We start from the raw sequence: 21,660 nt of genomic DNA on the forward strand, positions 1-21,660 counted from the left end.
TTACAGACGCATCGGCATGACGACGTAGGCCGAGTCGTCGTTGTCAGACTCTTGCACCAGCGCGCTGCTGTTGGAGTCGGACAGGATCAGGCGCACCTGCTCGGTGGTCATCACGCCCAGTACGTCGAGCAGGTAGCTGACGTTGAAGCCGATTTCCAGGGAACCGCCGTTGTACTCAACGCCAACCTCTTCTTCCGCTTCCTCCTGCTCCGGGTTGTTCGCCTGGATCTTCAGCTGGCCAGGAGCCAGTTGCAGACGGATACCGCGGTACTTCTCGTTGGAAAGAATCGCCGTACGGCTGAAGGCCTCACGCAGGGCCTGACGGTCACCGAGCACCAGCTTGTCGCCGCCTTTTGGCAGAACGCGCTCGTAGTCCGGGAATTTGCCGTCGACCAGCTTCGAGGTGAAGGTGAACTCGCCGGTGGTAGCGCGAATGTGGTGCTGGCCCAGGACGATGCTGACGATACCGTCCGGCTCAGTCAGCAAACGTGCGAGTTCAAGGATGCCCTTGCGCGGCACGATGACCTGGTGGCGATCCGGCTGGCCGATATCAGCCTGCATCGAGCACATCGCCAAACGGTGGCCGTCGGTGGCCACGGCACGAATGACGCCTGCCGAGACTTCCAGCAACATGCCGTTGAGGTAGTAACGCACGTCCTGCTGGGCCATGGCGAAACTGGTGCGCTCGATCAGGCGACGCAGCTTGCTTTGCTCGAGGCTGCACGTCAGCGAGCCCGGGCCTTCTTCCACGGTCGGGAAATCGTTGGCCGGCAAGGTCGAGAGGGTGAAGCGGCTACGGCCAGCCTTCACCACCAGCTTCTGCTCATCAACCTTGATATCGATCAGCGCATCGTTCGGCAGGCTTTTGCAGATATCCATCAGCTTACGTGCAGGCACGGTGATGGAGCCTGTTTCCGCAGGCTCTTCGAGCTGCACGCGACCGACCAGTTCGACTTCCAGGTCGGTACCGGTCAGCGACAGTTGCTGGCCTTCGACAACCAGCAGCACGTTGGAGAGCACCGGCAAGGTCTGTCGGCGCTCGACGACGCCTGCGACCAGTTGCAGGGGTTTCAACAGGGCTTCGCGTTGAATGGTGAAATGCATGGTCTAGTCCCTTGCCTTAAAAGCTGCGCTGGTGTTCATCAAGTGGTCAGTGTACGCAGCAGGTTCTTGTAGTCCTCGCGGATGTCCGCGTCGGATTCCTTAAGTTCGTTTATCTTGCGGCAGGCGTGCAAAACAGTCGTGTGGTCACGGCCACCAAACACATCACCGATTTCCGGCAGGCTGTGGTTAGTCAGCTCCTTGGACAATGCCATGGCGACCTGACGCGGACGGGCAACCGAACGCGAACGACGTTTGGACAACAAATCCGAGATCTTGATCTTGTAGTACTCGGCGACGGTGCGCTGAATGTTATCCACAGAGACCAGTTTGTCTTGCAGCGCCAACAGGTCCTTCAGGGACTCACGAATCAACTCGATGGTGATATCGCGACCCATGAAGTGCGAATGGGCGATCACGCGTTTGAGCGCGCCTTCCAGTTCGCGGACATTGGAGCGTATGCGTTGGGCAATGAAGAATGCCGCATCGTGTGGCAGTTCGACCTTCGCCTGGTCGGCCTTCTTCATCAGGATCGCGACACGGGTTTCCAGTTCCGGCGGCTCAACGGCCACCGTGAGGCCCCAGCCGAAGCGGGACTTGAGGCGTTCTTCAAGGCCTTCGATTTCTTTCGGATAGCGGTCACTGGTGAGAATGACCTGCTGGCCACCTTCAAGCAGGGCGTTGAAGGTGTGGAAAAACTCTTCCTGGGAGCGCTCCTTGCGAGCGAAAAACTGAATATCGTCGATCAGCAATGCATCCACCGAACGGTAGAAGCGCTTGAATTCGTTGATCGCGTTCAGCTGCAAGGCCTTGACCATGTCGGCCACGAAGCGCTCGGAATGCAGGTACACTACCTTGGCATTCGGGTTCTTCTTTAATAGATGGTTACCCACAGCATGCATCAAGTGGGTTTTACCCAGGCCTACACCACCATAAAGGAAGAGCGGGTTGTATCCGTGCTTGGGGTTGTCCGCCACTTGCCAGGCCGCGGCCCGGGCCAGTTGGTTGGACTTGCCCTCAACGAAGTTTTCAAAGGTAAAGGTGCGGTTCAGGTAGCTGGTGTGCTTGAGGGCGCCTTCAACCTGAACAGTGCGTTGCTCGGCGCGCACCGGTGCCTGTTGCGAACTCGCGCCGGCCATGGGGTCGAAGCTGTCACGCGAAGGCTCTTGCTCAGCCACTTCAGCGGTTTTTTGCGTCGCACGCTTGGCCGGTGATGGGGCGGGGGCCGCAGGCGCGGCAGCCGCTGCAGCCGCCTGAACCTGGGACGCCGCGGCGGCAGCCAGCGGCGCATTCGGTGCAGCACGCGGAGCTGAGCTGCGTTTGCTGCCTATTAATAAGGAAAGCGCAGGCGCCATGCCGTTGCCGTGCTCATCGAGCAATTCCAGCACGCGGCTCAGGTATTTCTCGTTGACCCAGTCCAGGACAAAACGGTTGGGTGCGTAGACACGCAACTCGTCGCCTTCGGCTTCGACCTGTAGTGGACGGATCCAAGTGTTGAATTGTTGGGCAGGCAGCTCATCGCGCAAAAGCTCCACGCACTGCTGCCAAAGTTCCACTGACACGGATATCCCCTAAGTTGAAAGCCGGTGAGGCAAAAACAAGCGGCCATTGTAACGGCCAGACGCCGACTTATCCACACGTAGGTGGGCCATGGACCGAGAACAATCAGGGTTTTATACGCAAAAAAGGCGACCAATGGTCTGTGAATAAGCTCTGTGGATAACCCCCTCTAAGCTCGTTGCACAAGTGGGGGCTAAACTCGGTGGATAACCTGCCTGTGGATAACAGCGCTTTCCACACACAGGTTATCCGACAGCTCAGCACAGGCTGAACACGGTTTTCCACTGTAGTTGTCATTCGCTGTACATGCGATGAAACAAGGGCTCAAGGCACTTATCCACAGATACCTGCTGCCTAAGCTTTTATAAGCTTTACAGAAAAGCTTTAAATACTTTCCTTCTTTATTTTTATATTTGGCTGAGGATCCTGGCCAGGCAAAACCTCTGGAGATCTATTTATAAGGAAACGTTGGTTGGAAATTGACCTAGAGGCTTGCTTTCTCTAGAATCCCCGGTCTCTTAAAACGGGGGCCATTCCGGCCCGTTGTGGACGAACCAGGTAACACGACAATGAAACGTACTTTCCAACCAAGCACTATCAAACGCGCTCGTACCCACGGTTTCCGTGCTCGCATGGCTACCAAGAACGGTCGTGCCGTCCTGTCGCGTCGTCGCGCCAAAGGTCGTGCGCGTCTGGCAGTTTGATAATCCGGCACTGGAGGTGAGTCAGGACTTCAGTCGGGAAAAGCGTCTGCTTACCCCCCGGCATTTCAAGGCGGTCTTTGACTCCCCTACCGGCAAGGTTCCGGGGAAAAATCTCCTGCTCCTTGCGCGCAAAAACGATCTTGATCACCCCCGTCTCGGGCTGGTTATCGGGAAAAAGAGCGTAAAGCTCTCCGTCGAGCGCAATCGCCTCAAACGTCTGATGCGCGAATCGTTTCGCCTGAACCAGGATTCACTGGTCGGCTGGGACATCGTTATCGTCGCGCGCAAAGGTTTGGGTGACGTAGAAAACCCCGAATTGATTCAGCATTTCGGCAAACTCTGGAAGCGTCTGGCACGCAGCACGCCGGTACCAGCAGTCAAAACCGAAACTGTAGGGGTAGACAGTCCCGATGCGTAAACTGGCACTCGTTCCGATCCAGTTTTACCGCTACGCCATTAGTCCCCTGATGGCCAGTCACTGTCGTTTCTACCCCAGTTGTTCCTGCTACGCGTTAGAAGCCATTGAAAATCATGGCCTTCTTCGCGGTGGCTGGCTGACCTTTCGTCGTTTAGGTCGCTGTCATCCGTGGAATCCCGGTGGTTATGACCCGGTTCCATCTATCCCTACCTCCCGTTCTTCTTCGATGGCCGAGTAATCATGGATATCAAACGCACGATCCTGATCGTCGCCCTGGCAATCGTGTCCTACGTTATGGTTCTTAAATGGAACCAGGACTATGGCCAGGCTGCCTTGCCGACTCAGAATGTTGCTTCCAGTACGACCGCACCGGGCCTCCCGGATACGGCCACTGGCAATAAAGCGTCCGTCAGTGACGACATTCCGCACGCCGCAAACGATACCAGCGCACCTGCCGAAACTCCGGTAGCGGCGAGCACCGACCTCATCCAGATCAAAACGGATGTGCTCGACCTGGCCATCGATCCACAAGGTGGTGATGTTGCCCAACTGAAATTGCCGCTGTATCCACGCCGTCAGGACCATCCGGAAATTCCATTCCAGCTGTTCGACAACGGCAACGAACGGACTTATCTGGCGCAAAGTGGCCTGATTGGCAGCAACGGCCCGGATGCAAGTCCTGCCGGTCGTCCGATTTACTCGGCAGAGAAGAAGGTTTACCAGCTGGCGGACGGTCAGGACCAATTGGTCGTGGACCTGAAGTTCAGCAAGGACGGCGTCAACTACATCAAGCGTTTCACTCTGAAACGCGGCCTGTATGACGTAACCGTTTCCTACCTGATCGACAACCAGAGCGCACAGCCCTGGTCCGGTGCGATGTTCGCGCAATTGAAGCGTGACGCCAGTTCCGATCCGTCTTCCAGCACCGCCACCGGTACCGCGACTTACCTGGGCGCCGCCCTGTGGACAAGTTCGGAGCCGTACAAGAAAGTGTCCATGAAGGACATGGACAAGGCGCAGCTGAAAGAAACCGTCACCGGCGGCTGGGTTGCCTGGTTGCAACACTACTTCGTGACCGCGTGGATTCCGGCGAAGGGCGAAAACAACGTCGTCCAGACCCGTAAAGACAGCAAAGGCAACTACATCATCGGTTACACCGGTCCTTCGTTGACCGTTGCACCGGGTGCCAAGGCTGAAACCAGCGCTATTCTGTACGCTGGTCCGAAAAGCCAGGCTGTCCTGAAAGAGTTGTCCCCAGGTCTGGAACTGACCGTCGACTACGGCATCCTGTGGTTCATCGCTCAACCGATCTTCTGGTTGCTGCAACACATCCACGCCATTGTGGGTAACTGGGGCTGGTCGATCATCTTCCTGACCATGCTGATCAAGGGGATCTTCTTCCCGTTGTCGGCTGCCAGCTACAAATCCATGGCGCGCATGCGTGCAGTGGCACCGAAACTGGCTGCGCTGAAAGAGCAACATGGCGATGACCGGCAGAAAATGTCGCAAGCCATGATGGAGCTGTACAAGAAAGAGAAGATCAATCCGCTGGGTGGTTGCTTGCCAATCCTCGTGCAGATGCCGGTATTCCTTTCGTTGTACTGGGTTCTGCTGGAAAGCGTTGAAATGCGCCAAGCGCCGTTCATGCTGTGGATTACCGACCTGTCGATCAAGGATCCGTTCTTCATTCTGCCGATCATCATGGGTGCAACCATGTTCATCCAGCAGCAGTTGAATCCGACTCCACCGGATCCGATGCAGGCCAAGGTGATGAAGCTGATGCCAATCATCTTCACCTTCTTCTTCCTGTGGTTCCCGGCGGGTCTGGTGCTGTACTGGGTAGTGAACAACTGCCTGTCGATCGCCCAACAGTGGTACATCACTCGTAAGATCGAAGCAGCTACCAAAGCAGCTGCCTGATTTACACTGTGGATAACCACTCAAAACGCCCCCTAGTGGGGCGTTTTGCTATCTGTCACTTTTGTCTGGATAACGGTTTATGAGCGTTCCTCGTGAAACCATTGCCGCCGTCGCCACCGCCCAAGGTCGTGGCGGTGTCGGCATCGTGCGTATTTCCGGGCCGTTGGCCAGCGTTGCGGCCGAGGCCTTCAGCGGTCGTGAGCTCAAGCCGCGGTTCGCTCACTACGGTCCATTCCTGGGAGAAAAGGACGAGGTGCTCGATCAGGGAATCGCACTGTATTTTCCCGGACCGAATTCGTTCACCGGCGAAGATGTATTGGAATTGCAGGGCCACGGTGGCCCGGTCGTTCTGGATATGCTGCTGCAGCGGTGCCTGGAATTGGGTTGCCGCCTGGCCCGACCGGGTGAATTCAGTGAACGGGCATTCCTTAACGACAAGCTCGACCTCGCCCAGGCCGAAGCTATCGCCGACCTGATCGAAGCCAGTTCTGCACAGGCAGCGCGCAATGCATTGCGCTCACTACAAGGCGCCTTTTCGGCCCGTGTGCATAACCTCACCGAACAATTGATCGGCCTGCGGATTTACGTCGAAGCGGCAATCGACTTTCCGGAGGAAGAAATCGACTTCCTGGCCGATGGCCACGTATTGAGCATGCTCGATAAAGTGCGCGATGAGTTATCCACCGTGATGCGCGAAGCTGGGCAGGGCGCCTTGTTGCGTGATGGCATGACGGTGGTTATTGCCGGTCGTCCGAATGCTGGCAAATCCAGCCTGCTCAATGCCCTCGCCGGGCGCGAAGCGGCCATCGTCACCGAGATCGCCGGCACCACGCGGGACGTCCTGCGTGAACATATCCACATTGATGGCATGCCGCTGCATGTGGTGGATACCGCCGGTCTACGCGACACCGATGACCATGTGGAAAAGATCGGTGTGGAACGGGCGTTGAAAGCCATCGGCGAGGCAGATCGGGTCCTGCTGGTTGTCGATGCGACCGCACCGGAAGCCCTCGATCCTTTTGCGTTATGGCCTGAGTTCCTTGAAACCCGCCCCGATCCGGCGAAAGTCACGCTGATCCGGAACAAGGGCGACCTCACAGGTGAGGCCATGGCCCTGGAAGTCAGCGATGACGGTCACGTCTCCATTAGCCTCAGCGCCAAGTCTGCAGGGCTCGGCCTGGAGTTGCTGCGCGACCACCTGAAGGCTTGCATGGGCTATGAACAGACCTCTGAAAGCAGCTTCAGTGCTCGCAGGCGCCACCTTGAAGCATTGCGTCATGCCAGTGCATCCCTTGAGCACGGCCGGGCACAACTGACCTTGGCGGGTGCCGGAGAATTGCTGGCCGAGGATCTGCGCCAGGCTCAGCAGTCGCTGGGAGAAATCACCGGTGCATTCAGCTCCGATGACCTGTTGGGTCGAATCTTCTCCAGCTTCTGCATCGGAAAATAGACCTACTGCTGTCCACAGACAGGCCGTTCGTGCCTGTCTGCTCCCTCCTTTTGCAAAACAATCTCGAGTGCCGAGCAGATTTTTTCTGCTTGAGCGGATTTTTCCTGCCCGGATTTCCGTCGATCAGCACATTTCTGTGGATTAAGCCCTGTTAATAACCCCGGCTAAGGGCAGTTGATAACAGGGCCTCAAAACTGAAGATAACCGTCCCTGTGGATAAGCACCCCATTCATCCACAGGCTTAAACCGGTTATCCAAGGGCCTCATTGGCACATGAACACAGGGTTTTGAATCTCTGTACACATTGAATTTAAAGGCCTGTATGAATCTATCCACAGAAATAGCGGTCAGTAGAAATAAACATAAAAACAAAGATTTAATAAATTTCTCTCTTTTTAATTTCTATAACCGCCACTTTTCCACAGCTGGTTAAATTTTGTGCAAAGGGTTCTTTAGGAAGGGCGAAGTCCCTATACTTGTCGACCAGGTCCGAAAACCTGAGCTCAAACTATTCCTGAATTACCTACTTAAGCAGGCACGAGGTGCGTGGTGGATTTCCCTTCCCGTTTTGAAGTGATCGTCATCGGCGGCGGTCATGCCGGTACCGAGGCAGCACTGGCCTCAGCACGTATGGGGGTCAAGACCCTGTTGCTGACGCATAACGTGGAAACCCTCGGTGCCATGAGTTGCAACCCGGCCATTGGCGGGATCGGCAAAAGCCATCTGGTCAAGGAAATCGACGCCCTCGGCGGCGCGATGGCCATTGCTACCGATAAAGGCGGCATCCAGTTTCGCGTGTTGAACAGCCGCAAAGGCCCCGCTGTACGGGCGACCCGTGCGCAGGCCGACCGGGTTCTATACAAGGCCGCTGTCCGCGAAATCCTGGAAAACCAGCCGAACCTGTGGATATTTCAACAGGCTGCAGACGATCTGATCGTCGAGCAGGAGCAAGTGCGCGGTGTTGTCACGCAAATGGGCCTGCGTTTCCTCGCCGATTCAGTGGTGTTAACCACCGGTACGTTCCTCGGTGGACTTATCCACATTGGTTTGCAGAATTTTTCCGGCGGGCGCGCGGGTGATCCGCCATCGATTGCCCTGGCACAACGCCTGCGTGAGTTGCCGCTGCGTGTCGGTCGCCTGAAAACCGGAACGCCACCCCGTATCGACGCCCGGTCTGTGGATTTCTCGGTGATGACCGAGCAGGCAGGCGATACACCGATTCCAGTGATGTCGTTCATGGGCTCCAAAGAGCAGCACCCCCAACAGGTCAGTTGCTGGATTACCCACACAAACGCCCGCACCCACGAAATCATTGCCGCGAACCTCGACCGTTCGCCGATGTATTCCGCTGCGGGTGAAATCGAAGGCATCGGCCCGCGTTACTGCCCGTCGATCGAAGACAAGATCCATCGTTTTGCCGACAAGCAAAGCCATCAGGTCTTCATCGAACCGGAAGGCTTGACCACCAACGAGCTTTACCCGAACGGAATCTCCACTTCCTTGCCGTTCGATGTGCAACTGCAGATCGTGCAATCGATCCGCGGCATGGAAAACGCCCACATCGTGCGGCCGGGCTACGCCATCGAATACGACTACTTCGACCCGCGTGACCTGAAGTACAGCCTGGAAACCAAAGTCATCGGCGGGTTGTTCTTTGCCGGACAGATCAACGGCACTACCGGTTACGAAGAAGCCGGCGCCCAGGGTTTGCTGGCCGGAACCAACGCTGCACTGCGTGCCCAAGGCAAAGATGCCTGGTGTCCACGTCGCGACGAAGCCTACATCGGCGTTTTGGTAGACGACCTGATTACCCTCGGCACCCAGGAGCCGTACCGGATGTTCACATCCCGTGCCGAATACCGCCTGATCCTGCGCGAAGACAACGCCGACCTGCGCTTGACCGAAAAAGGTCGCGAATTGGGTCTGGTCGATGACGTGCGCTGGGCAGCGTTCTGCAAAAAACGCGAAAGCATCGAGCTGGAAGAGCAGCGTCTGAAAAGCACCTGGGTACGCCCGGGTACCGAGCAGGGCGATGCGATTGCAGAAAAATTCGGCACGCCACTGACTCACGAATACAACCTGCTCAATCTGCTGAGCCGTCCGGAAATTGACTACGCTGGACTAATCGCCGTTACCGGTGGGGGCGCGGAAGATCTACAGGTTGCCGAACAAGTCGAAATCAAGACCAAGTACGCCGGCTACATCGATCGTCAACAGGACGAAATCGCGCGTCTGCGGGCCAGCGAAGACACCAAACTGCCTGTGGACATCGATTACACGAACATTTCCGGACTCTCCAAGGAGATCCAGAGCAAGCTCGGCGCGACCCGTCCTGAGACATTGGGTCAGGCGTCACGTATCCCGGGCGTGACGCCGGCAGCCATTTCCCTGTTGATGATTCATTTGAAAAAACGCGGCGCGGGCCGTCAGTTGGAGCAAAGCGCTTGAGTTCGTTGGTCACCCCGCAACACGCAGAAGAGTTATCCACAGGTGCTCGCGAGCTCGGTGTGGCTCTGAGTGAAACCCAGCACGCACAACTGCTGGGTTATCTGGCCCTGTTGATAAAATGGAACAAGGCCTACAACCTCACGGCCGTGCGCGATCCCGACGAAATGGTCTCGCGTCATTTGCTCGATAGCCTGAGCGTGATGTCGTTTGTCGAAAACGGTCGCTGGCTCGATGTGGGCAGCGGCGGTGGCATGCCGGGGATTCCCCTGGCCATCCTGTTTCCCGAGTCGCAAGTGACTTGCCTGGACAGCAACGGCAAGAAGACCCGCTTCCTGACCCAGGTCAAACTCGAGTTGAAACTGGATAACCTGCAAGTTATCCACAGTCGCGTCGAAGCGTTCCAGCCTGCACAGCCATTCAACGGGATCATCTCCCGGGCCTTCAGCAGCATGGAGAACTTCAGCAACTGGACGCGCCACCTCGGCGACACCGATACGCGCTGGCTGGCAATGAAGGGCGTTCATCCCGCCGATGAGCTGGTAGCATTGCCGACAGACTTCCACCTCGATAGCGAACACGCCCTGGCCGTACCTGGTTGCCAAGGCCAACGCCATCTGCTGATACTGCGCCGCACGGCATGATTGGGAACACAAGCAAGAATGGCTAAGGTATTCGCAATAGCGAACCAAAAGGGTGGTGTGGGCAAGACCACCACCTGCATCAACCTCGCAGCATCCCTGGTCGCGACCAAGCGTCGGGTATTGCTGATCGATCTCGATCCACAGGGCAACGCCACCATGGGTAGCGGTGTGGATAAACACGGCCTGGAAAACTCGGTCTATGACCTGCTGATCGGGGAATGCGACCTGGCCCAGGCCATGCATTTCTCCGAACACGGTGGTTACCAACTGTTGCCAGCCAACCGGGACCTGACCGCGGCCGAAGTGGTTCTGCTGGAAATGCAGATGAAGGAAAGCCGCCTGCGCAGTGCGTTGGCGCCGATCCGGGAAAACTACGACTACATCTTGATCGACTGCCCGCCGTCACTGTCGATGCTGACCTTGAATGCACTGGTTGCCGCCGACGGGGTAATTATCCCCATGCAGTGCGAGTACTTCGCGCTCGAAGGCTTGAGCGACCTTGTGGATAACATCAAACGCATCGCCGAGCTGCTCAATCCGAACCTCAAGGTCGAAGGCCTGTTGCGGACGATGTATGACCCGCGCCTGAGCCTGATGAACGACGTATCGGCTCAGCTCAAGGAACACTTCGGCGACCAGCTGTACGACACGGTCATTCCGCGCAACATTCGCCTGGCCGAAGCCCCGAGCTATGGCATGCCGGCGCTGGCGTACGACAAATCATCGCGCGGTGCCGTGGCCTATCTGGCCCTGGCGGGCGAAATGGTCCGTCGTCAACGCAAAAACTCACGCATCGCCGCTGCTCAGGCAACTTAAGGAATCCCCATGGCCGTCAAGAAACGAGGTCTCGGACGTGGACTGGATGCACTGCTGAGTGGTCCGAGTGTCAGCGCGCTGGAAGAACAGGCGGTGCAAGCCGATTCGCGTGAGCTGCAACACCTGCCACTGGACCTGCTGCAGCGCGGCAAATACCAGCCGCGTCGCGACATGGATCCGCAGGCGCTCGAAGAGCTGGCGCAATCGATCAAGGCCCAGGGCGTGATGCAGCCGATCGTGGTGCGCCCGATCGGTAGCGGCCGCTACGAAATCATTGCCGGCGAACGCCGCTGGCGCGCCAGCCAGCAAGCTGGCCAGGAAACCATTCCGGCGATGGTGCGCGATGTACCGGATGAAACCGCGATCGCCATCGCGCTGATCGAGAACATCCAGCGCGAAGACCTCAATCCGATCGAAGAAGCGGTGGCCTTGCAGCGCCTGCAGACTGAATTCCAGCTGACCCAGCAACAAGTCGCCGAAGCCGTGGGCAAGTCCCGGGTCACCGTGGCCAACCTGCTGCGCCTGATTTCGCTGCCGGAAGTCATCAAGACCATGCTTTCCCATGGCGACCTGGAAATGGGGCATGCCCGTGCATTGCTCGGTTTGCCGGAAAATCAACAGGTTGAAGGGGCGCGACATGTTGTCGCACGCGGGCTGACGGTGCGCCAGACTGAAGCACTGGTTCGCCAGTGGTTGAGTGGCAAACCGGAGCCTGTGGAAACCCCAAAACCGGACCCGGATATTGCCCGCCTGGAACAGCGCCTGGCCGAGCGCCTAGGCTCTGCGGTGCAGATCCGCCACGGAAAGAAGGGTAAAGGGCAACTGGTCATCGGCTACAACTCCCTGGATGAACTTCAGGGTGTGCTCGCACACATTCGCTGAAACATTTCCTCATGTAGCGCGCAGTCGGAAATCACTACCTGACAGTTGAATAGGGGCAGAACCGCCCCTATACTCTGCGCGCATTTTGTCGGCACAAATTATGCCAAGTTATTGAATTCTGGCAGCCGACCATTGGAGAGCAAAAGTGATGGAAACCCGCACGCCAAACCGCTTGCCCTTCCATCGCCTGGCAGTTTTTCCGGTGTTAATGGCTCAATTTGTCGTTTTGCTGATCGCTGCTTTGGCGCTCTGGCAATGGCACGGAGTCGTTGCCGGGTACTCGGGACTTTGCGGAGGCCTGATAGCCTTGCTGCCCAATGTTTATTTCGCTCACAGGGCATTTCGGTTTTCCGGCGCCCGAGCAGCCCAGTCCATCGTCCGGTCTTTTTATGCCGGCGAGGCAGGCAAACTGATTTTGACGGCAGTGCTGTTTGCACTGGTGTTCGCAGGTGTGAAGCCATTGGCACCGATTGCTGTATTCGGTGTCTTCGTGCTGACTCAGTCGGTCAGCTGGTTCGCTCCCCTGCTGATGAGAACAAGACTTTCGAGACCTTAGGGCGTTTGAGGCAACCATGGCAGAAACAACCGCTTCGGGCTATATCCAGCACCACTTGCAGAACCTGACCTTCGGTCAGCACCCTACCGGCGGCTGGGGCTTTGCCCACACCGCAGCAGAAGCCAAGGAAATGGGCTTCTGGGCTTTCCACGTCGATACCCTCGGCTGGTCGGTCGCATTGGGTCTGATCTTCGTTCTTCTTTTCCGCATGGCGGCGAAGAAAGCGACTACAGGTGTACCTGGTGCTTTGCAGAACTTCGTTGAAGTATTGGTCGAATTCGTCGATGGCAGCGTGAAAGACAGCTTCCATGGCCGTAGCCCGGTGATTGCACCGCTGGCACTGACCATCTTCGTCTGGGTGTTCCTGATGAACGCCGTCGACCTGGTACCGGTCGACTGGATTCCTCAGCTGGCCATCCTGATCTCCGGCGACCACCACATCCCGTTCCGCGCCGTGTCGACTACCGACCCGAACGCGACCCTGGGCATGGCGTTCTCGGTTTTCGCACTGATCATTTTCTACAGCATCAAGGTCAAGGGCCTCGGCGGCTTCATCGGCGAGCTGACCCTGCACCCGTTCGGCAGCAAGAACATCTTTGTTCAAGCCCTGCTGATCCCGGTGAACTTCCTGCTGGAATTCGTGACCCTGATCGCCAAGCCGATCTCCCTGGCTCTGCGTCTGTTCGGCAACATGTATGCCGGCGAGCTGGTCTTCATTCTGATCGCTGTGATGTTCGGCAGCGGTCTGCTCTGGCTTAGTGGCCTGGGCGTCGTGCTGCAGTGGGCGTGGGCGGTGTTCCACATCCTGATCATCACCCTGCAGGCGTTCATCTTCATGATGCTGACCATCGTCTACCTGTCGATGGCGCACGAAGAAAACCATTAAGACCAGTCTCGACTAGTCTGATGTCCCTCCCGGTCAAACGGGAGGGGGCTCCTCACGGGGCATCTGAAACGATTTGTTTTACCGCTTTAAATTAAAAAAACCTAAACCATACGACGTAAAAGTCGGGAGGAAAGATGGAAACTGTAGTTGGTCTAACCGCTATCGCTGTTGCACTGTTGATCGGCCTGGGCGCACTGGGTACCGCAATTGGTTTCGGCCTGTTGGGCGGCAAGTTCCTGGAAGGCGCAGCGCGTCAGCCAGAAATGGTTCCAATGCTGCAAGTCAAAATGTTCATCGTTGCCGGTCTGCTCGACGCCGTAACCATGATCGGTGTTGGTATCGCTCTGTTCTTCACCTTTGCGAACCCGTTCGTTGGTCAGATCGCTGGCTGATTACTCGGATATTCCGGGTAATTTGGTGTGATGGACAACGTAACTGCGAGGTGTTGGCGTGAACATTAATGCGACCCTGATTGGCCAGTCCGTTGCGTTCCTGATTTTTGTACTGTTCTGCATGAAGTTCGTATGGCCTCCGGTCATCGCGGCTCTGCACGAACGTCAAAAGAAGATCGCTGATGGTCTGGACGCTGCCAGCCGTGCAGCTCGCGACCTGGAGTTGGCCCAAGAAAAAGCGGGTCAGCAACTGCGCGAAGCGAAAGCTCAGGCAGCTGAAATCATCGAGCAAGCCAAGAAACGCGGTAACCAGATCGTTGAAGAGGCTGTTGAAAAAGCCCGTATCGACGCTGACCGTGTGAAGGTTCAGGCTCAGGCCGAGATCGAACAGGAACTGAACAGTGTCAAAGACGCGCTGCGTGCCCAAGTGGGCTTGCTGGCAGTCGGCGGCGCCGAGAAGATCCTGGGTGCCACAATCGATCAAAACGCGCACGCAGAGCTGGTTAACCAACTGGCTGCTGAAATCTAAGCGAGGGCGATCATGGCAGAACTGACCACGTTGGCCCGACCTTACGCTAAGGCGGCCTTCGAGCACGCTCAGGCCCACCAGCAACTGGCCAATTGGTCAGCCATGCTCGGCCTGGCAGCAGCGGTGTCGCAAGACGACACCATGCTGCGCGTGCTCAAGGCCCCGCGACTGACGAGCGCAGAAAAGGCCGCCACGTTCATTGACGTGTGCGGCGACAAGTTCGATGCCAAGGCACAGAATTTCATCAATGTCGTTGCCGAAAACGACCGTCTCCCGCTGTTGCCGGAGATCTCCGCTCTGTTCGACCTGTACAAGGCCGAACAAGAGAAGTCGGTAGACGTTGAAGTAACCAGTGCTTTTGCATTGAACCAAGAACAGCAAGACAAACTCGCCAAGGTTCTCAGTGCACGACTCAACCGGGAAGTGCGCCTGCAAGTTGCGGAGGATGCCGCCCTGATAGGTGGTGTCGTAATCCGCGCCGGCGACCTGGTTATCGATGGCTCGATTCGCGGCAAAATCGCGAAACTTGCCGAAGCATTGAAATCTTGAGTTTGAAGGGGCAGCAGAGCAATGCAGCAACTCAATCCTTCCGAAATAAGTGAAATTATCAAGGGCCGCATCGACAAGCTCGATGTGACCTCCCAAGCCCGTAACGAAGGCACTGTCGTCAGCGTATCTGACGGTATCGTGCGGATTCACGGTCTGGCCGACGTAATGTACGGCGAGATGATCGAGTTTCCGGGCGGCGTCTTCGGCATGGCCCTCAACCTGGAGCAAGACTCCGTAGGTGCCGTAGTATTGGGCGCTTACCAGTCTCTGGCTGAAGGCATGAGCGCCAAGTGCACCGGCCGCATCCTGGAAGTTCCGGTTGGTAAGGAACTGCTGGGTCGCGTAGTCGACGCACTGGGTAACCCTGTTGACGGCAAAGGTCCACTGGGCAACACCGAGACCGACGCGGTCGAGAAAGTTGCTCCAGGCGTGATCTGGCGTAAGTCGGTAGACCAGCCTGTACAGACTGGCTACAAGGCTGTCGATGCCATGATCCCTGTCGGCCGTGGCCAGCGTGAGCTGATCATCGGTGACCGTCAGATCGGTAAAACCGCTCTGGCGATCGACGCGATCATCAACCAGAAAGACAGCGGCATTTTCTGCGTCTACGTAGCCATCGGTCAGAAACAATCGACCATCGCCAACGTGGTTCGCAAGCTGGAAGAAAACGGCGCCCTGGCCAACACGATCATCGTGGCTGCCAGTGCTTCGGAATCTCCTGCACTGCAATTCCTGGCACCGTACTCCGGTTGCACCATGGGCGAATACTTCCGCGACCGCGGTGAAGACGCGCTGATCGTTTATGACGATCTGTCCAAGCAAGCAGTGGCTTACCGCCAGATTTCCCTGCTGCTGCGCCGTCCACCAGGCCGTGAAGCTTACCCAGGCGACGTGTTCTATCTCCACTCCCGTCTGCTGGAGCGCGCATCCCGCGTTTCGGAAGAGTACGTAGAGAAGTTCACCAACGGCGCAGTGACCGGCAAAACCGGTTCCCTGACCGCACTGCCGATCATCGAAACCCAGGCTGGCGACGTTTCCGCGTTCGTTCCGACCAACGTGATTTCCATCACCGACGGTCAGATCTTCCTGGAATCGGCCATGTTCAACTCGGGCATCCGTCCTGCAGTGAACGCCGGTGTTTCGGTATCCCGTGTGGGTGGTGCCGCTCAGACCAAGATCATCAAGAAGCTGTCCGGTGGTATCCGTACCGCTCTGGCTCAGTACCGTGAACTGGCGGCATTCGCCCAGTTCGCTTCTGACCTGGACGAAGCGACCCGTAAGCAACTTGAGCATGGTCAGCGCGTTACCGAGCTGATGAAGCAGAAGCAATACGCCCCAATGTCGATCGCTGACATGGCGTTGTCGCTGTATGCCGCTGAGCGTGGGTTCCTGACTGACGTCGAAATCACCAAGGTCGGCAGCTTTGAACAAGCGCTGATTGCTTACTTCAACCGCGATCACGCCGATTTGATGGCGAAGATCAACGTTAAAGGTGACTTCAATGACGAGATCGACGCTGGCATGAAAGCCGGTATCGAGAAGTTCAAGGCCACCCAAACCTGGTAAGCCGCAGCGGGAGCCGCAAGGCTCCCGCTTGCTAACCTGATAGGTGTTACATGGCAGGCGCAAAAGAGATTCGCAGTAAGATTGCGAGCATCAAAAGCACGCAAAAAATTACCAGCGCCATGGAAAAAGTGGCGGTCAGCAAAATGCGCAAGGCACAAATGCGCATGGCAGCTAGCCGTCCTTATGCGGAGCGCATCCGCCAGGTTATTGGGCATCTGGCCAACGCCAACCCGGAATACCGCCACCCGTTCATGATCGACCGCGAAATCAAGCGTGTTGGTTATGTCGTAGTGAGCAGTGACCGTGGTCTGTGCGGTGGCTTGAATACCAACCTGTTCAAGGCCCTGGTCAAGGACATGGCGGTAAACCGCGAGAAAGGCGTCGAGATTGATCTGTGTGTAGTGGGTAGCAAGGGTGCGGCCTTTTTCCGCAACTTCGGCGGCAACGTCGTAGCAGCTATCAGCCACCTGGGTGAAGAGCCGTCGATCAACGACTTGATCGGTAGCGTCAAAGTGATGCTGGATGCCTACCTGGACGGCCGTATTGACCGCCTGTCCGTGGTGTCCAACAAGTTCATCAACACCATGACGCAACAGCCTACCGTGGAGCAATTGATTCCACTGGTGGCTACCCCGGATCAGGACCTCAAGCACCACTGGGACTATCTCTACGAACCGGATGCCAAAGAGCTGCTTGACGGCTTGATGGTCCGCTACGTTGAGTCGCAGGTCTACCAGGCGGTGGTCGAGAACAACGCGGCTGAACAAGCTGCGCGGATGATCGCGATGAAGAACGCTACCGACAACGCCGGTGATTTGATCAGCGATTTGCAGCTGGTCTACAACAAGGCGCGTCAGGCTGCGATCACCCAAGAGATCTCGGAAATCGTCGGCGGCGCTGCCGCGGTTTAACGGTTCAAATATTCAGAGGATCCAGCTATGAGTAGCGGACGTATCGTTCAAATCATCGGCGCCGTTATCGACGTGGAATTTCCACGCGACAGCGTACCGAGCATCTACAACGCGCTGAAAGTAGTGAGCGCGGCCGAAACCACCCTGGAAGTTCAGCAGCAGCTGGGCGACGGCGTGGTTCGCACCATTGCGATGGGTTCCACCGAGGGCTTGAAGCGCGGTCTGGAAGTTACCGATTCTGGCGCAGCCATCTCCGTACCGGTCGGTAAAGCGACCCTGGGCCGGATCATGGACGTGCTGGGCAACCCGATCGACGAAGCTGGCCCAATCGCCACCGACGAGCGTTGGGGTATCCACCGTGCAGCGCCTTCGTTCGCTGAACAAGCGGGCGGCAACGACCTGCTGGAAACCGGCATCAAGGTTATCGACCTGGTTTGCCCGTTCGCCAAGGGGGGTAAAGTTGGTCTGTTCGGTGGTGCCGGTGTAGGCAAAACCGTAAACATGATGGAACTGATCCGTAACATCGCCATCGAGCACAGCGGTTATTCCGTGTTCGCAGGTGTGGGTGAGCGTACTCGTGAGGGTAACGACTTCTACCACGAGATGAAGGATTCCAACGTTCTGGACAAAGTGGCACTGGTTTACGGTCAGATGAACGAGCCGCCGGGTAACCGTCTGCGCGTAGCACTGACCGGCCTGACCATGGCCGAGAAGTTCCGTGACGAAGGTAACGACGTTCTGCTGTTCGTCGACAACATCTATCGTTACACCTTGGCCGGTACTGAAGTATCCGCACTGCTGGGCCGTATGCCTTCGGCAGTAGGTTACCAGCCGACCCTGGCTGAAGAGATGGGCGTTCTGCAAGAACGTATCACTTCGACCAAGGAAGGTTCGATCACCTCGATCCAAGCGGTATACGTACCTGCGGACGACTTGACCGACCCGTCGCCAGCGACCACCTTCGCCCACTTGGACGCCACCGTCGTTCTGTCCCGTGACATCGCTTCCCTGGGTATCTACCCAGCGGTAGACCCACTGGACTCGACTTCGCGCCAGCTGGACCCGAACGTGATCGGCCAGGACCACTACGACACCGCTCGCGGCGTTCAGTACGTTCTGCAGCGTTACAAAGAACTGAAGGACATCATTGCGATCCTGGGTATGGACGAGCTGTCGGAAGCCGACAAGCAGTTGGTAAACCGTGCTCGTAAGATCCAGCGTTTCTTGTCGCAGCCGTTCTTCGTGGCTGAAGTCTTCACCGGTGCATCGGGTAAATACGTTTCCCTGAAAGACACCATTGCTGGCTTCAAAGGCATCCTCAACGGTGACTACGACCACCTGCCAGAACAAGCGTTCTACATGGTTGGCGGCATCGAAGAAGCGATCGAGAAAGCCAAGAAACTGTAATCCCGGCGCCCGGAAACGGGCGCTAATTTAGGTTGAGGCAATCAGATGGCTATGACAGTCCATTGCGATATCGTCAGCGCGGAAGGAGAAATCTTTTCCGGTCTGGTCGAGATGGTGATTGCGCACGGTGCACTGGGTGATCTTGGTATCGCTCTGGGTCACGCGCCACTGATCACTAATCTCAAGCCAGGTCCGATCCGCCTGGTCAAGCAGGGCGGGGAAGAGGAGGTGTATTACATCTCTGGTGGTTTCCTCGAGGTTCAGCCGAACATGGTCAAGGTTCTTGCCGACACCGTGCAACGTGCTGCCGACCTGGATGAAGCCTCCGCTCAGGAAGCCGTAAAGGCTGCCGAGAAGGCCTTGCATGAACGTGGTGCAGAATTCGATTACGGTTCTGCCGCCGCACGTCTGGCCGAGGCCGCAGCCCAGCTGCGTACCGTCCAGCAGATCCGCAAGAAGTTCGGCCACTAAGTCAGAGCTTGTTGTGTGATTGATTAAAAAGGGTAGCCTCGGCTACCCTTTTTTCTTTTCCGAAATTCATCACGTTGGTCGCAGCCGCCGACCACCCAGGATTGGTAGCCAGTCATGTCTCTTGAAATTGTTATTCTCGCTGCTGGCCAAGGCACGCGCATGCGCTCGGCCCTGCCGAAAGTCTTGCACCCGATTGCCGGCAATTCGATGCTCGGCCATGTTATCCACAGCGCCCGACAACTTGATCCACAGCGCATTCACGTGGTGATCGGCCATGGTGCCGACGTGGTGCGCGAGCGCCTGGCCGCTGACGATCTGAACTTCGTCCTTCAGGACAAACAATTGGGTACCGGTCATGCTGTGGCCCAGGCTGTTCCTTTCATCACGGCCGACACCGTGCTGGTGCTGTACGGTGATGTGCCGTTGATTGAGGTCGAAACCCTGCAGCGCCTGCTCAAGCTGGTAATACCAGGGCAGATGGGCCTGCTCACCGTCGAACTGGATGACGCAACCGGTTACGGCCGAATTGTTCGTGGTGCTGACGGCGAGGTTGCTGCCATCGTCGAGCACAAGGACGCCAACGAAGCTCAGCGGGCCATCAACGAAGGCAACACCGGCATCCTCGCGGTGCCTGCTGATCGCTTGTCCGACTGGACCGGTCGCCTGTCGAACAACAACGCGCAGGGCGAGTACTACCTGACCGACGTGATCGAAATGGCCGTCAACGACGGTCTGGTGGTGGCCACCGAACAACCTCACGACGCGATGGAAGTGCAGGGCGCCAATGACCGCAAGCAGCTTTCCGATCTGGAGCGCCATTATCAACTGCGCGCCGGTCGTCGCTTGATGGCCCAGGGCGTGACCCTGCGTGACCCGGCCCGTTTCGATGTTCGCGGTGAAATCAGCGTGGGTCGCGACGTGCTGATCGATATCAACGTGATCCTCGAAGGCAAGGTCGTCATCGAAGACGATGTAGTCATTGGCCCGAACTGCGTGATCAAGGACAGCACCTTGCGTAAAGGCGTGGTGATCAAAGCCAACAGCCATATCGAAGGTGCGATTCTCGGCGAAGGCAGCGATGCCGGTCCGTTCGCGCGTTTGCGTCCAGGCACAGTGCTCGAAGCGCGGGCGCATGTGGGTAACTTTGTCGAATTGAAAAACGCTCACCTGGGCGAAGGTGCCAAGGCCGGCCATCTGACCTATTTGGGTGATGCCGACGTGGGCGCGCGCACCAACATCGGCGCTGGCACCATCACGTGCAACTACGATGGCGCGAACAAGTGGAAAACCGTGCTGGGAGAAGACGTGTTTATCGGTTCCAACAACTCGTTGGTGGCACCTGTGGATATCTTGGACGGTGCCACCACGGCCGCCGGATCGACTATTACCTCCACTGTGGATAAATCACAGCTGGCGGTTGCCCGGGCCCGCCAGAAGAACATCGACGGTTGGAAACGCCCGGAGAAGCTCAAGAAGAGCTAAGTTATCCACATCCTTTTGATTGGCAGCAGTTATTCACAGGCTGTCAATTATATTAATCGGCGAGTCTCGCTTCCTCAGGAGGCTTGCCGTTTATGTTTTTATCCACAGGTCTTTTTATCGTTACCCGCTTGACGAAGTTTCCGCGATAGGTTTTTATGCTTTCGTTATCTTTCGAATCGAAACTTACCAAATTATGTCGAAGCGCAACACGCCTCAGAGACGCCACAACATTCTTGCCTTGCTCAATGAGCGGGGCGAAGTCAGTGTGGATGAGTTGGCCAAGCGTTTCGAAACCTCCGAAGTTACGATTCGCAAGGATCTCGCTGCTCTCGAAAGCAACGGTCTGCTACTGCGTCGTTATGGCGGCGCGATCACCCTGCCTCAGGAATTGGTGGCGGATCTCAGTCAACCAATCTCCAGATATAAGCAGGCCATCGCCCGTGCAGCTGTCGCGCGGATTCGCGAACATGCACGCATCATCATAGACAGTGGCAGTACGACTGCCTCGATGATTCCGGAATTGGGCCAGCAACCGGGCCTGGTGGTAATGACCAACTCCCTGCACGTCGCTAACGCCCTGAGCGAACTCGAGCACGAACCGGTGCTGTTAATGACCGGCGGCACCTGGGATCCGCATTCGGAATCGTTTCAGGGGCAGGTCGCCGAGCAGGTCCTGCGCTCCTACGACTTCGATCAATTATTCATCGGTGCCGATGGTATTGATCTGGTGCGCGGTACAACCACCTTCAACGAATTGCTGGGACTGAGCCGGGTCATGGCCGAAGTCGCGCGTGAAGTGGTCGTGATGGTGGAGGCCGACAAGATCGGTCGCAAGATTCCCAACCTGGAGCTGCCGTGGAGCAGTGTCCATACCCTTATTACCGATGATCGCCTGCCGCTCGAAGCGCGGGATCAGATTCAAGCCCGCGGTATCACTTTGATTTGCGCGGCTGTCAGTCAGGAGAAATAAC

General features: G+C 57.0%; 22 protein-coding genes. 20 read left to right on the forward strand and 2 right to left on the reverse strand.

The genetic code is table 11. The features are described 5' to 3' along the window. Nucleotides 1–1,104: a DNA polymerase III subunit beta gene (dnaN, locus tag ACYP2Q_RS09230; protein ID WP_020797992.1), complete on the reverse strand. Its 1,104-nt coding sequence runs from the start codon at nt 1,102–1,104 to the stop codon at nt 1–3. Nucleotides 1,105–1,142: 38 nt separating this feature from the next. Further along, on the reverse strand, nt 1,143–2,663 hold the full coding sequence (dnaA, locus tag ACYP2Q_RS09235; protein WP_274073783.1) for a chromosomal replication initiator protein DnaA: 1,521 nt from the start codon (nt 2,661–2,663) through the stop codon (nt 1,143–1,145). A gap of 567 nt (nt 2,664–3,230) precedes the next feature. Here dnaA and rpmH point away from each other — a divergent pair. The 20 genes from rpmH to ACYP2Q_RS09335 all read left to right on the forward strand — a co-directional run bounded on the left by rpmH (nt 3,231) and on the right by ACYP2Q_RS09335 (nt 21,659). Continuing rightward, nucleotides 3,231–3,365 carry a 50S ribosomal protein L34 gene (gene rpmH / locus ACYP2Q_RS09240; protein ID WP_003213577.1) on the forward strand — a complete coding sequence of 45 codons (135 nt, stop codon included), beginning with the start codon at nt 3,231–3,233 and terminating at the stop codon, nt 3,363–3,365. A 16-nt stretch (nt 3,366–3,381) separates the two neighbouring features. Then, the gene (gene rnpA / locus ACYP2Q_RS09245; RefSeq protein ID WP_459730618.1) at nt 3,382–3,783 is read left to right on the forward strand and encodes a ribonuclease P protein component; all 402 of its coding nucleotides are present in this window, start codon (nt 3,382–3,384) and stop codon (nt 3,781–3,783) included. After that, nucleotides 3,776–4,021, forward strand: coding sequence for a membrane protein insertion efficiency factor YidD (yidD, locus tag ACYP2Q_RS09250; protein WP_080725322.1), 246 nt, complete (start codon nt 3,776–3,778; stop codon nt 4,019–4,021). Before rnpA ends, yidD begins: the two co-directional genes overlap by 8 nt. Nucleotides 4,022–4,023: 2 nt before the next feature. Continuing rightward, nucleotides 4,024–5,703, forward strand: a complete 1,680-nt coding sequence (yidC, locus tag ACYP2Q_RS09255; RefSeq protein WP_459730204.1) for a membrane protein insertase YidC — start codon at nt 4,024–4,026, stop codon at nt 5,701–5,703. Between the two features lie 79 nt (nt 5,704–5,782). Next, the gene (gene mnmE / locus ACYP2Q_RS09260; RefSeq protein WP_459730205.1) at nt 5,783–7,153 is read left to right on the forward strand and encodes a tRNA uridine-5-carboxymethylaminomethyl(34) synthesis GTPase MnmE; all 1,371 of its coding nucleotides are present in this window, start codon (nt 5,783–5,785) and stop codon (nt 7,151–7,153) included. Between the two features lie 549 nt (nt 7,154–7,702). Next, nucleotides 7,703–9,601: a tRNA uridine-5-carboxymethylaminomethyl(34) synthesis enzyme MnmG gene (mnmG, locus tag ACYP2Q_RS09265; protein WP_459730206.1), complete on the forward strand. Its 1,899-nt coding sequence runs from the start codon at nt 7,703–7,705 to the stop codon at nt 9,599–9,601. Next, a complete protein-coding gene (gene rsmG, locus ACYP2Q_RS09270; RefSeq protein ID WP_459730207.1) occupies nt 9,598–10,242 on the forward strand; it encodes a 16S rRNA (guanine(527)-N(7))-methyltransferase RsmG in 645 nt (214 codons plus the stop codon). Before mnmG ends, rsmG begins: the two co-directional genes overlap by 4 nt. Nucleotides 10,243–10,260: 18 nt before the next feature. Continuing rightward, nucleotides 10,261–11,058, forward strand: a complete 798-nt coding sequence (locus ACYP2Q_RS09275) for a ParA family protein (RefSeq protein WP_008064610.1) — start codon at nt 10,261–10,263, stop codon at nt 11,056–11,058. 9 nt (nt 11,059–11,067) lie between these two features. Then, nucleotides 11,068–11,940, forward strand: a complete 873-nt coding sequence (locus tag ACYP2Q_RS09280; RefSeq protein ID WP_046818611.1) for a ParB/RepB/Spo0J family partition protein — start codon at nt 11,068–11,070, stop codon at nt 11,938–11,940. A gap of 148 nt (nt 11,941–12,088) precedes the next feature. Further along, complete coding sequence (locus ACYP2Q_RS09285) at nt 12,089–12,496, forward strand: F0F1 ATP synthase subunit I (RefSeq protein ID WP_008064605.1); 408 nt, start codon at nt 12,089–12,091, stop codon at nt 12,494–12,496. A gap of 16 nt (nt 12,497–12,512) precedes the next feature. Beyond that, nucleotides 12,513–13,382, forward strand: coding sequence for a F0F1 ATP synthase subunit A (atpB, locus tag ACYP2Q_RS09290; RefSeq protein WP_459730208.1), 870 nt, complete (start codon nt 12,513–12,515; stop codon nt 13,380–13,382). Nucleotides 13,383–13,516: 134 nt separating this feature from the next. After that, complete coding sequence (gene atpE, locus ACYP2Q_RS09295) at nt 13,517–13,774, forward strand: F0F1 ATP synthase subunit C (RefSeq protein WP_003097235.1); 258 nt, start codon at nt 13,517–13,519, stop codon at nt 13,772–13,774. Nucleotides 13,775–13,832: 58 nt separating this feature from the next. Further along, the gene (locus ACYP2Q_RS09300) at nt 13,833–14,303 is read left to right on the forward strand and encodes a F0F1 ATP synthase subunit B (RefSeq protein ID WP_008064601.1); all 471 of its coding nucleotides are present in this window, start codon (nt 13,833–13,835) and stop codon (nt 14,301–14,303) included. Between the two features lie 12 nt (nt 14,304–14,315). After that, complete coding sequence (locus tag ACYP2Q_RS09305) at nt 14,316–14,852, forward strand: F0F1 ATP synthase subunit delta (RefSeq protein ID WP_274073777.1); 537 nt, start codon at nt 14,316–14,318, stop codon at nt 14,850–14,852. Between the two features lie 21 nt (nt 14,853–14,873). Further along, the gene (gene atpA / locus ACYP2Q_RS09310) at nt 14,874–16,418 is read left to right on the forward strand and encodes a F0F1 ATP synthase subunit alpha (RefSeq protein WP_274073776.1); all 1,545 of its coding nucleotides are present in this window, start codon (nt 14,874–14,876) and stop codon (nt 16,416–16,418) included. A 50-nt stretch (nt 16,419–16,468) separates the two neighbouring features. After that, the gene (atpG, locus tag ACYP2Q_RS09315) at nt 16,469–17,329 is read left to right on the forward strand and encodes a F0F1 ATP synthase subunit gamma (protein ID WP_008064595.1); all 861 of its coding nucleotides are present in this window, start codon (nt 16,469–16,471) and stop codon (nt 17,327–17,329) included. Between the two features lie 27 nt (nt 17,330–17,356). Further along, nucleotides 17,357–18,736 (forward strand): F0F1 ATP synthase subunit beta, encoded by a 1,380-nt coding sequence (gene atpD / locus ACYP2Q_RS09320; RefSeq protein ID WP_020797984.1) that lies wholly within the window; start codon nt 17,357–17,359, stop codon nt 18,734–18,736. 45 nt (nt 18,737–18,781) lie between these two features. Further along, nucleotides 18,782–19,207 carry a F0F1 ATP synthase subunit epsilon gene (locus ACYP2Q_RS09325; protein WP_007969909.1) on the forward strand — a complete coding sequence of 142 codons (426 nt, stop codon included), beginning with the start codon at nt 18,782–18,784 and terminating at the stop codon, nt 19,205–19,207. Between the two features lie 114 nt (nt 19,208–19,321). Continuing rightward, complete coding sequence (gene glmU / locus ACYP2Q_RS09330; RefSeq protein WP_459730209.1) at nt 19,322–20,689, forward strand: bifunctional UDP-N-acetylglucosamine diphosphorylase/glucosamine-1-phosphate N-acetyltransferase GlmU; 1,368 nt, start codon at nt 19,322–19,324, stop codon at nt 20,687–20,689. Nucleotides 20,690–20,879: 190 nt separating this feature from the next. Continuing rightward, nucleotides 20,880–21,659: a DeoR family transcriptional regulator gene (locus ACYP2Q_RS09335; protein WP_459730619.1), complete on the forward strand. Its 780-nt coding sequence runs from the start codon at nt 20,880–20,882 to the stop codon at nt 21,657–21,659. Nucleotide 21,660 lies beyond the last annotated feature (1 nt).

Source organism: Pseudomonas sp. MHK4 (genome assembly GCF_054600775.1).